The sequence below is a fragment of the Bacillus sp. AR2-1 genome (assembly GCF_008368755.1).
Classification (GTDB): domain Bacteria; phylum Bacillota; class Bacilli; order Bacillales; family Bacillaceae_G; genus Bacillus_A; species Bacillus_A wiedmannii.
Window position 1 is genome coordinate 1 of record NZ_QORY01000032.1, and the last position, 12,175, is coordinate 12,175.

The following is a 12,175-nucleotide window of genomic DNA, read 5'->3' on the forward strand; positions in this document are numbered from 1 at the left end:
CTTATTACTTTTTTCATTATAAGCTGCCGCTACTTCTTTCTCTTCCCCTGTAGCTCCTTTTATTGCTACATAAGCATAACGAACACCTGATACATCATCTTCTGCCTCTATACTTACTTGTACCGTCTCTCCTGCTTTATATGTTTGTTTTTCTATCTCTATCTTCTTTAGAGTAGGGGGGAATTGATCTGCTACTGTATCATTTTCAACATTAAAATGAATATTAAAATCTTGTCCACCCCTGTATACTTTAGCATGATTAGCATTGTCATATAATATAACTGTTTTCACCATATATTCTCCAGGATTAGCATATGAACTTAATGGAATATCAGCAATCCACTTATTACTTTTTTCATTATAAGCTGCCGCTACTTCTTTCTCTTCCCCTGTAGCTCCTTTTATTGCTACATAAGCATAACGAACACCTGATACATCATCTTCTGCCTCTATACTTACTTGTACCGTCTCTCCTGCTTTATATGTTTGTTTTTCTATCTCTATCTTCTTTAGAGTAGGGGGCAGTAGATCTACAGGGTTTGTTGTCGTACCATCGTTTTTATCTTTTTCTGGTTTATCTGGTTCTGTTGTTGGTTTCTCTTTCATATTAATTGCATTGTATAAAAATTGCGCATATTGCTCACGTGTTACAACCATTTTTGGCTCAAACATATTGTTCCCTGAACCAGCAGCAATTTTATTTTCTTGTAATGCACTGATAGCATTCGTAGCCCAATAGTTTTTTTCCACATCTTTAAAAGTAGTAGTTGCTGTTGCTTTTAAATTAAAAGCTTTTGTTAACACAGCAGCTAACTGCTCACGTGTTAAGATATTATCAGGTCCAAATTTTCCATCACCATAGCCACTCATAATACCAACTTTAGTAAGATATAAAATTTCTTTTTCAAACATATGCCCTTTGACATCAGTAAACGGATTTTTAATATTAGGGCCATCTGCAGGTTTCAAGTAGGCATAAATCATTCTAGCTACTTGACCACGAGTTATATTATCACCAAAACCAAAAATACCATTTCCATAACCTGCAATAATATTTTTATTTGCTAAATCTGTAATAGCATTAAAAGACCAATGGCCTTGTGGAACATCATTAAACCTTTTACCTTCTGCCTGCGCATCTATCATTGGCGTTAATGCTGTCGCCAACATAATACCGCCTGCTAATACCTTCTGTTTAAGTTTCATAAATTATCTCCTTCATTCAAATTAAGTTTATATGATTTTTTACCCTCAATATAATACTTGAGTACATTTAAATACTTCATCTAAACTAATGTGCTAGATTTCTTAAAGAAGTTCAATATAAATTCATATCTTTATATTTTAATTCTACAAACTAAAACGTGCAATATATTCCTTTTTTCTTATTTAAAAGTTTTGAAACACAATAAATTCTAAATAAGATATATCCACTAATATCCTATTCGAATTATTTATTACATTGGGAGAAAATTAAAAAACAGGCAATTGCATGTATAAAACAATTACCTGTTTTTAAGATTATTCTCCCATATTTATGTGGTAAAATCTTATTAACCACTGCCTCGTCATTATCTAAAACGTATTGTATGGCCCTATCAATCTGTTTGACTCTGATATTACTAACATGTCCTATATTCCTGATTTCAGAAAACAGACTACTCTCACCTTGCTGTTAGTCTACTTCATTTCCACGCTTTCCTAGTCCCATTGTTATTCCTCACTTTCTCTCAAAAGGTTAATTTTGTTTAAATTTTGCTTAATTTTCACCAATAATTATCTAAAAATTTTAAAATCTATATATAATTAATTTAATTTAAATTAGGAGTGGTTAAAATGCCTGATACAATAAGACTTGCTCTTTTCATCTTTATAGCAATTAGTGCTGTTTTCTCTTTAATAAAAGAGTTTAAAAAAACCTGAGAAAAAAGCACTTTGGATTTCAATAGAATTTTTAGTTGTTTTCTGGGCGATATGGGTAATTACAAATATCATAATCTAATTTGTAGAGTATTAGTTCTTCTGAATAAAACTCAATATTCCGTCAATACTGTAGACAACCCATTTCTTAACCATATTCCATGATTGGAGCAGTTAGCTTTTGCTAACTGCTCTTTTATTTGTAAAAGGCACTTATTTAACTGGACACCCATATAATATTCTACGTTCCTTTCTATATAAAATAGTCGTTACAAAAGGAATTTCGTCACGAGAGCACTTTATTTAGTGCTCTTTTTTACATATGCTTACCAAAAAGCGTTTTTGTTTTTTAATAATAGTTTAAGACTACTTGGACACATTTACCAATTTATTTACCGCTAAATCCATGTTAAAATCACCTGTGAGTACGACATAACTCAGTCTTATGAAGCCCTGTAACACTGCGGGGCTTCTTTTTTTCAACAAGCCGTTAGTTAAGTATGCTGAGTACTTTAATTTATAAAATCACTTTTTTGATACATTTATGAAACATTCATATGTTATCTTCAGTACGTTCTTTTCTTTTTATAATGTCGTGTGAGATATACCATGACTTGAAGCCCTAGACCCCTAATCCTAGGGCTTCTTCATTTAAATAAGGATTTTGTTTAAATCCACCTTAATTTATATAATTATTTCTTAATATATAAATCCTGTTATATTTTAGAGAGAATTCTAAAACAAGAAAAAATATAATTAAAATCACAAAATGGGCAACAATCAAAAAGATTGAACTACCTCCACTTTCACTTCGTTTAGAGGTGGAGGATTCCTAAGTAAAGAGTTCTATCGAACTCTAATTGATTAGGCTAACCCCGCAGTCCTTGCGGTTAGAAGCCTTATCGCTTCATTCTTTAGATTGATACTTGCGTTAATATCCCTATCATGATGTATACGACAAGAAGGACAGTCCCATTCACGTAGGTTTAAATTTTTAACGTCTTTGTTTTGATATCCACAACAAGAACATAATTGGCTGGAAGCAAATGTTTTCGATACGACAATGACTTGTTTGCCATACCATTTTGCTTTATATTCCAACATGGTTCGAAACTGTGACCAACATACTTCACTAATTGCTTTTGCTAACTTATGATTCTTTAACATATTCGATACTTGCAAGTCCTCTATACCGATCACATCGTGGTTTTTGATGATTTCAGTTGAAATTTTGTCCAAGTAATCTTTTCTAGCATTTGATATGTATTCATGAATTCTAGCTAACTTTACTCGTTGTTTGTTCCAGCGAGAAGATCCTTTCATTCTTCTAGAAAGAACACGCTGTGCTTTCGCCAACTTATCTTCTAATGATCGGAAAAACTTCGGATTTTTATAGGGTGTTCCATCTGACAAAATAGCGAAATCCTTTAGTCCTACATCTATTCCAATGTAAGAATGTGTTTTCGGAAGTTCTTGTACTTCTGTTTCAACTAATAGTGACACAAAATATCTACCAGAAGGGTTCCGTCTAACAGTCGCATTTACAATACGTCCCGTTATTTCACGACTTTTGGCAAATCGAACAAGGCCTAGTTTCGGCAACTTTATTTTGTTCCCTACAACGGCAATGTTTTCATTTGTTTGTTTTGTGGCATAAGATTGTACGTTGTTCTTCTTGGATTTGAAACGCGGGGCACTATTTTGTTTTTTGAAAAAGCGTGTATACGCATCCGCAAGGTTGCGAACAGACGACTGAATCGCAATACTATCCACTTCTTTGAGCCAAACAAACTCTTTCTTCATGGCAGGAAGTTTGGCAGAGCATGTACCATATGTTAAACCTTTTCCAGTTTCTTTATATGCGTGATTCCATAGGGATAGGAAATGATACAACCTATCGTTTTATTAATTAGAATTGCTTGTGCTTGATTTGGATAGATACGAAACTTAAAGGCTTTATTAATTATCATTTGATTCACCTCCATTTCGGTATATGACTATTATACACCAAACATATATTCGATGAATAGTGAAGTAACACTTTCTGTATGTTGAACAATTAAGATGGCTTCCTGCCATCCCTTGTTCGAAGCCAATTCATCTCCCACCTACTCACTTCGCGTTCCTTGAGGACGGAGTTTTCTTGGCTAAAATGATAAAAAAACAGGTAATTGTTTGTAATAACAATTACCTGTTTTTTACCCCTTATATCTATTCTTTATTTTTTAAAATTTCATTAACCTCTTCCACACTTAATTCAGTAGCTTCTGATATCTTCTCTATAGGTACACCAACTTTAATTAAATTGCGAATCATCTCTATTTTAGTGGCTGTTCTAGCTTCTGTTGCAGCTTTTTTTGCTGCTTTTTTCGCTGCTTTCTCTTCTGCCGTCTCTATTTCTGATATTCTATCTTTAATTGCCTTCTCTCTCGCCTCATATAAGCGTAAAAAGTCCTTATCACTACTTAAACGCTCCCAATCCTCTATTGCCTTTTTCAAAACTGGATCTTTTTCCATCGCGATTCCCTCCAGGATTGTTGTTAATTTCTCATCTTCATATGCAGGAAATAGTAATAGCCAACGTGCTAATATATCATCCCATGGATCCATTCGATTTTCTTGCCATTCTCGAATTACTTTTGGAATCTCAAGAAAGTGCAATTGCATATTCTCTGAAATTACATGCTCTGATTTTTTGTTCATGACTACACCGACATTATGAAAGTCTTCTTCTTCTGGAAACAGAATATAATCCACTATATTAATACAAATGGTTGGTCTTAATTCTGTGTACTTCATCCCCTGAGTCATTTGGGAATAATACATGCCAGCCCAGTAGAACAAAGATCGCTCAATCATGTCTTTTTTGTCGCGAACCTGTATCTCTATATTTAATTTTATACCATTGTTTAAGGTAGCACGCAAATCTAAAATAGACAATTTATCATCTTTTTGCTCCCTAGGAAGATGTGGATCATCTAAATGCAAAGAAATGATTTCCTCATCTAAAGAGGATTGTAATACCGCATTAAGAAAACCAATGAGTATATCTTCGTTTCCCTCTACTCCAAACAAGCGCTTGAAAGCAAAATCAACCCGTAAATTTACTAGATTTTTTTTCATAGATGTATTCATATTCTCTTCTACCTTTCTTTTTGTTAATTTAAACCCTCTGTAGTAATTGGATATAAGAAAAAGATAGAATTGCAAACTCTATCTCTTTCAATCTACCTATTTATGAAAATATCAACCTAATTTATGACTCGTATAGTCTCTGAAATACAGGTTTAAATCCCGCTTGCATTGTATCATCCAGCCCCTTACCTTGTGCTGGGTTCCATGCAGCTATGATTACGTTATAGCCCTCTTTTTTTAACTCTGTTGCAAAGTCTATTAGAGCTTTTCTTACTTTTTTATTCTCTACTAAATCGGCATCAAACGCTAAATAGACATTTTCTACACCCATATCCTTTAATACAGGCATAGCAATTCGCCAAGCATTTACACCAGGAATCGCAAGAACCGTTGTTCCTATTTCAGAAATCTCCTCTTTATTAAATCTCTCTAGAAGCAAATCAGCAATCAAATCAGCTTTCATAGTTCCTTCTGTGATAATTACTGATTTAGTTTGATGAAGTGTACCAGAATTCCAATGTTTCAAATGAGAACTCGGTACGGCTACATGTACAGGAAGTGGATTTTCACTACCTCCTGCACCAGTTCCTTGATTTTTGTTTGCTGATGAGATCCATAAATATTTTTGCCCTTTATGAATCTTTACAACAATTCGTTCCTCTTGAGATGGAATTTCTACCTTTTTGCTCACTTCTAGTTCGCCTTCAAAGATACAATCACCATTCTTAGTTATCTTTACAATATTAGGTTGTTCAATTAATTCCGCTTGAACTCCAGTAGGTGCCGATTTCACATGAACTGAGTTTTTCACTTCATCCACACGAACCTGCCATCCAACAATTTGATTATACTGGTTTCGAAAAGGAATCAATATACCAGGGAAGCCTGACATCAAACGAAGAGAAAGCAGACCTTTCTTCATCTCATAAAATCCCGGAATGCCCTGCCAGCAACTTTTTCTCCCAATCTGTTCAAATAGTTTCTCCCAAACGGTCGTATACGTATTATCCTCTTCTAACACAATTTGTTGCTTTAAGAAAGAACGATATTGACGTACTTGTATTTGTTCCTCGCTCATTTTTCTATCTCTTATTAAATGTGCATGATGATGCTCTTGCAATGGTATGAAATCCATTAACTTACGATTAAACACATTTAATTCCTCATTGCTTTTCTTATTATGGATCCGAACTTCATCCACCTCAGGCAATTGATACTTATCTTTTCCATTTATGTAGTGAATGTAGCTTGGATTGCCCGTGTTTTTTCCATAGATCCATTTACTTTCTACACGCGTACACGCTACTTTCTCTTGCGAAACATGCAGCATGCAATTGCCTGTATCATGACAAATTGGACACGGAACACGATAAAACTCCCACCAGCTACCTCTTGGATAAGCACTTGTTAAACGGAACTGTCCTTTTTGAATGTTATAATGCATAATCCCCCACCCCTTATATATTGTTTATTATGTATAGAACAACTAACTCCATTAAACTCCTTATACTTCTATTTAGATGCTTTCTTTGTTCTCCTAACAGATATATACAAAAGAATAAATATCACAAACTAAATAATCGTTTTTATGTTCTTGTTCTAGCAAAGCGGATGCTATATATACTTCAAATGCTCTAGCAAATATCTCTTGATTTGTAGACTAATATTTTTTGATTCTCTTTTTATCTAATTTGATTGTTGTATCAAAGTATAGATACCTCAAAACTAGTATTCATTTTATACCTCCCTAAATAATAATTTTTGCCTAATGTAATAATGGGTTTTACCAGTCAAACAGACTTTAAAACAACACAAAAAGGGATTCTTCAAGTCGATTAAAAATGTGCACAGCTAATTAAATAAGCTTTATATACACTAATCGGCTCAAAGAAGCCCTTTCATAATTAAAACAAGACATAACTTGCTTCTACAACTCAACCACAACGCATAAGGTGTGGGAATAAACGGAATCAAATAAACAATAAATATAGTTCCATGTTAATAAATTCATACAAAAATTTCAACAACTTTATGTTTCCTTAATCCACTCCTTTCCACTTTTCAGTAAATATTTTTGTACTACCATATGTTTCTACCGTTTCAAATTACAATCCTAAATCTTGCTCTCTTATAATAGCTCGTGCATATCCCACCAATCCCACTAATTCTCCCCTTGATACTATCTAAAAGTTATCATTTATATATATGCTATTTCAGGCTAACTTTTAGACATACAAAAAGAACCTTTCTCTTTCGGTGTGTACATTTGTTTAAATGGGCTAATCTATTAATTTTATTAAATTCGCTAATCTGACTATTACATATTATCGTTTCATTCATATACTATATTAGATTGCTAGAAAGGAGGCGTAACCATGGATAGTTGCGTTGTGTTTGTAAACGGACAACCTTTTTTAGTTCTCTCAGTCGCTGGTATCGAAATTGCTAGATTAGAGATTTCTCTCCAAGTAGCATTAGCTTTAAGAGTGCTCGGAATACCAATCTGCGATTAATTAAAGTACCGCTAAAAAAGAGGGCATTAGCTCTCTTTTTTTATTTTCCCCTTATCTTTTCTTAACAATGAACAAGACGCCGCCCAGATCATGGAAGCGCCTACAATAATTGCTATAAACTTAATCAAACTTATTTATCTTCACACTATTTATTTCTTTGCTTCCATACCCCATTCTCTTTACGATAAGTATTCTTGCTATCCATGAAGTCAGCTGTATTACCAGGAATGCTATATTTTTTATTCTTTTTCTTAGCCTTCTTCTTCAGCCTTTTCTCTTCTTGAATAGCTTGCAAATCCGCTTTCCATTGTTTCAACAAATCCTTTTCACGTCGCATCGAATTTGTACCCCTTGGATTAAAATGTGAACCAAATAACTAGATTCTACCTATTTATATAGATATCCTTTAATCCGAGTATCCATTTTGTTCATATTATCGTTTAACATATAACAATTTATGTTTTTCCTTCTAAATAAACCAAGATATATTAAAATCTCCCCATTTTAGGGTTCTTTTTGTTTTTATACGGTATCATCTTTTATTACTTATTACTATTCCTTAACGTGTAGGAACAAAGCGTATAAATATATGTTTAATGTGTGATTTCTACATAACAAAGAAAAAAGCATCCGTATTGGATACTTAATGTATACTAATATTAATATTGAATAACTTCATTGAGAGACTTTCTAAAACAATAAATATACTAGCTGAAACTGATCTATATCCGATATTCTTTCCTGTAACATTAATAGTGATCTCCTCTAAATGGGTTTTCACATCGTCTTTTTCAAAAATTTTATCTTCGACCTTTTCAACTATTGCAACATTATCCACTTCTTTAAAAGTTTTCAGTAATTTTGTTTCTAATAAAGTAAAATCAAAATTTTCATCTTTAACCACATCAAATTTAATTTTCATTTTTCTTTCCCCATTTTTAACTAGTTAATATATTAACATCGATATAATTATATATATTTGTATTAAATAATTCAAAAAATATGTTTTATAAACTTGCTCATAGTTAACCTATCTAATAGAGCGCGAAAAATAAAAACCGGAAGAAGTTCCTCTTCAAAGGGCAAAATCACTTACAACCTTCTCCAAGCCACCGCATCATGTAATTTTTCAGCTCATATTAGCTATGCGTTATACGTTACCGTGACATTATCGCATAAAAACGTTTCACTTATAGGGTGTACTAATCCTCTTGATATGCGGTTGTCAAAGGGCATGTACATAGAACTTATCGCTATTTTCATAATTATGGATTTAACAGATCCCCCTTTAAATACATTGCACTGGAGAGATTTTCTAAGTTCTGCATGAGGTACAGCCATTGTATCTGTAGGGATTTTTACTTTAGGTAACTTGAATTTTAAATAAATTCCCCGTCAATACTGTATGTAGGCTGTATGCCACAACTCTTTTGAAGTAGTTTTCTTTTTATAACCTTGTATTGTGAAGTTAGCTTTTGCTAGTTTCTCTTTTATTCGTGACCATTATTGACAAGCTTTCATACATTATATTCATTCCTTTTTTATAAATTAAGCTCGTCACTTGAATTATAAAAATGGGATTAAAACCTATAATTTTTTCAGGAATCATACATATTTTATTTCTGAAAAAGTGCTTTATTTTACTGAAAGGTGGTTCCAGAAACAACCACCTTTTTGTTTATGACAAAAAGATTATTTTTTAAAATTTTTCCTACTAAAGATCAATAAATATCTTATAATTGTTATATATAAAATATATTTTTTAGGAGCAGATAAAATGCCAGTTACACTCGAACTTATTCTTCTTATTCTTTTAGCAATTAGTGCTGTTGGCTATTTGATAAAAGAATTTCAAAAAACTAAGAAAAGAACCCTTGGAATAATACTAGAATTTTTAGTTCTTTTCTGGTCAATATGGAGAATTACGACTATCATAATCTAATTTGTAAAATATAATCTCCCGTGAATAAAACTCAATATTTCGTTAATAATGTATATGACATTAGATTTTCTCCTTGTTCCCCCTTGGAGAACCGAGTAGTTAGCTTTTGCTGACTGCTCTTTGTTTGTAAAAATACACTCAATTGACAAGAAGCGCATATAATATTTCGCGTTCCTTTCTTTATAAAATAGTGGCTACAAAATGGATCTCGTCACAAGAGCACTTTATTAAGTGCTCTTTTTTGGTATTAAACTAAAAAAAATGAAATTTTTTATGAAAATAGCCTTTTTATTTAACGTATTCCCCGAAAGAATTCTCCTTCCTCAAGCGTGTGAAGGGCTTAGCCCAACGATAGGTGGGAGATGAATTTCGGTTTGGCATAGCCAAAAACTTTTGATAAGCTAGCTATATGAAGTTCTTTGATAACTTGATATAGAAGGTTGCAGGAAGAAAATAGAGTGCGAACACGAAGCCATTCGGTTCCTGCGTAAAATATCAACCGTACCAAAAGAGCGTCCATGCGTTGGACATCTAGGGGTGGAACACCCCGAAGTAACGCTCAGGGAGACGAAAGGTTACTTTCGTCGTGGAACTGAGAACCTCCCACTTCAAGCTTTGCTAAGTGGCGAGTAGTTCACGATAATAGCCCTAATCAATTGAACAAATTCACCATTTATTCATCACTAAATCCATGTTAAAATCTCTTGTGAGTACGACGTGGCTCAATCTTATGAAGCTATGTAACATTTTCTACGAGGCTTATTTTTTTCAACAAGTCGTTAGTTAATTGTGCTGACTACCTTGATGTACAAAAATACTTTTTTAATACATTTATGAACCATCATGTGTTATCTTCATTACGTTCTTTTTTTATAATGTCGTGTTAGATATACCATGACTTGAAGCCCTAGACTCCTAATTCTAAGGCTTCTTCATTTAAATAAGGATTTGGTTAAAAACTTACATACAAATGATTTTCCTTATATAATTAATCTATCAATATATAAGGAGTGTTAATTATGCCAGAAACAATACTGATTTTGTTATATATTTGTTTCGGATTGAGTGCAGTTTTTAGCTTAATAAAAGAATTAAAAAAAACACAGAAAAACCAGTTCTTGATTTTAGTTGATTCTCTAATTTTGCTTGGAGCTTTATTCCTAGTAGGTAGTATCTTTATCTAAATTGCATAACTAGAACTCCATTAAATATCAAAGCATCCTAGCACAAGCTAACTGCTTTTTTATTAAAGTTAGCCCTTCTATACCGATTTGTCTCTTGAGTGTTAGGAGAAATTCTAGCCTTTTCTGTTAAAGAGGAACTTCTACGCCTGAATAAAAATCAATATTCTGTGAACACTATACTTGCATCTAGATTATCATCTATAGAACGAGCAGTTAGCTTTTGCTAGCCGCTCTTTTTTTTACGAAAAAAAATAAGATTCTATATAATAATTTTTCTTTATTTCTCAATATAAAGAGCCTTGGATTTTTGTTAACAATCTTTTATTATATGATCAAAGAGTAATTAAAAGACTTACTCTTTGCTATTGAGGGAAGAGCCTGAGGGCCATATCAGGCTCTTCTTTGTTTATATATCATGTATTAAACTAACGACTTTATACACCTTTATTCTTTTCACAAATAAAATATTTATTATACGTAATATAACGATTGTGTTATAATAATTTATGAAACATCACGTGTTTCAAATACAACATTTTTTGATGACCTCTTATCTTTCCGTAAGAGGTCTTTTTTTTATAACTAATTTGTTTAAATTCACCTTAATTTTTATCATTTTTTCTTAACATTCAAATTAATAACTATATAATATAATTAAAATATTTGTATGAGAGGTGATTATTATGAACTGGAAACAAAAATTCAATCCAAAGTATCTCTTTTTCCGTATGTATAGTTATTTTTATAAAACCCTTGATGATATATCATGGTCTTTAAAATAATTTAGATTGTTATGCGTACACGTTTGCTGTGTGCTCTTCTCGCATTGCTATAAAATAACTATTTTATTTGATTTCCTTACATAATATTATTAAATCAATATATAATAAAGTATATAGTTGTAACATTTTATTATTAGGAGGTATAATTATGTCATTTGCAGCATGGAGTATACTCTTACCAACTTTAATCGGTGCAATGTCTGGTGCAATTTTCGGGATAATTTCTTCACGAAATAAGAGAAAAAATTCAAATTAAAAACTTAATAATAAGATTTAATAACTACTCAATTGGCAGCTGATTCAGCCTTAAATTTTCAGCTGCCATTTTCTATTCAAATAACGCTGTTGTTAAATTTAAAAGGTGAAAGAAACCGTCCAGAAACCTCTTGGATGTTCTCCCCTACCAAGGGAAGATACTGGGGTATGAAAGAATTTGAAGAAATTATGAATCCAATTGAACAATATGATGGTATCTATAGCTAGACCATATTAAACCATCGCAAATGAAATGAGTAATTAAAGTAGGTCACAATTACTTTGTTATGAAAAACAAACAATCAGATGAAATAATAAATGCATAATATTTTTTAACATAATAAATTAATATTTGGATATAAATCATAAAATTAAAGTGGTTCAAGTCGGAGGAAGACACCTTAGGATGTCTTTTCTTTAAAGTGGGCCCGCGCCACATGCCCA

Annotated in this window: 7 protein-coding genes and 3 pseudogenes; 3 read left to right on the forward strand and 7 right to left on the reverse strand. The window is 32.4% G+C overall.

Going from position 1 to position 12,175, the window contains the following annotated elements:
• The 5 genes and pseudogenes from DT250_RS32425 to DT250_RS32740 form a co-directional block, all read right to left on the reverse strand.
• Positions 1–1,206, reverse strand: a 1,206-nt coding sequence (locus DT250_RS32425) for an S-layer homology domain-containing protein (RefSeq protein WP_255450490.1), incomplete at its 3' end; no start/stop codon positions are given.
• A gap of 1,578 nt (positions 1,207–2,784) precedes the next feature.
• Positions 2,785–3,890, reverse strand: a pseudogene (gene tnpB, locus DT250_RS27990) (IS200/IS605 family element RNA-guided endonuclease TnpB).
• A 241-nt stretch (positions 3,891–4,131) separates the two neighbouring features.
• Positions 4,132–5,055 carry an Rpn family recombination-promoting nuclease/putative transposase gene (locus DT250_RS27995; protein WP_149214071.1) on the reverse strand — a complete coding sequence of 308 codons (924 nt, stop codon included), beginning with the start codon at positions 5,053–5,055 and terminating at the stop codon, positions 4,132–4,134.
• 121 nt (positions 5,056–5,176) lie between these two features.
• Positions 5,177–6,499 (reverse strand): DUF3854 domain-containing protein, encoded by a 1,323-nt coding sequence (locus DT250_RS28000; protein ID WP_149214072.1) that lies wholly within the window; start codon positions 6,497–6,499, stop codon positions 5,177–5,179.
• Between the two features lie 13 nt (positions 6,500–6,512).
• Positions 6,513–6,769 (reverse strand): annotated as a pseudogene (locus DT250_RS32740) (LPD1 domain-containing protein); the annotation flags it as partial.
• Between the two features lie 661 nt (positions 6,770–7,430).
• Here DT250_RS32740 and DT250_RS28010 point away from each other — a divergent pair.
• Positions 7,431–7,568 carry a DUF3956 domain-containing protein gene (locus DT250_RS28010; protein ID WP_000376554.1) on the forward strand — a complete coding sequence of 46 codons (138 nt, stop codon included), beginning with the start codon at positions 7,431–7,433 and terminating at the stop codon, positions 7,566–7,568.
• A 145-nt stretch (positions 7,569–7,713) separates the two neighbouring features.
• On the opposite strand, the gene DT250_RS28015 is transcribed toward DT250_RS28010, so the two are convergent.
• Together DT250_RS28015 and DT250_RS28020 are read right to left on the reverse strand one after the other, a co-directional pair.
• The gene (locus DT250_RS28015; RefSeq protein ID WP_131935137.1) at positions 7,714–7,905 is read right to left on the reverse strand and encodes a hypothetical protein; all 192 of its coding nucleotides are present in this window, start codon (positions 7,903–7,905) and stop codon (positions 7,714–7,716) included.
• A gap of 306 nt (positions 7,906–8,211) precedes the next feature.
• Positions 8,212–8,490 carry a hypothetical protein gene (locus DT250_RS28020; RefSeq protein WP_087983640.1) on the reverse strand — a complete coding sequence of 93 codons (279 nt, stop codon included), beginning with the start codon at positions 8,488–8,490 and terminating at the stop codon, positions 8,212–8,214.
• A 2,039-nt stretch (positions 8,491–10,529) separates the two neighbouring features.
• On the opposite strand from DT250_RS28020, the gene DT250_RS31885 reads away from it, so the two are divergent.
• Entirely contained in the window at positions 10,530–10,694 is a 165-nt protein-coding gene (locus DT250_RS31885) for a hypothetical protein (RefSeq protein ID WP_046956602.1), read from the forward strand.
• Positions 10,695–11,818: 1,124 nt separating this feature from the next.
• A pseudogene (locus DT250_RS32430) lies at positions 11,819–11,988 on the forward strand (erythromycin esterase family protein); the annotation flags it as partial.
• Positions 11,989–12,175: the final 187 nt, after the last annotated feature.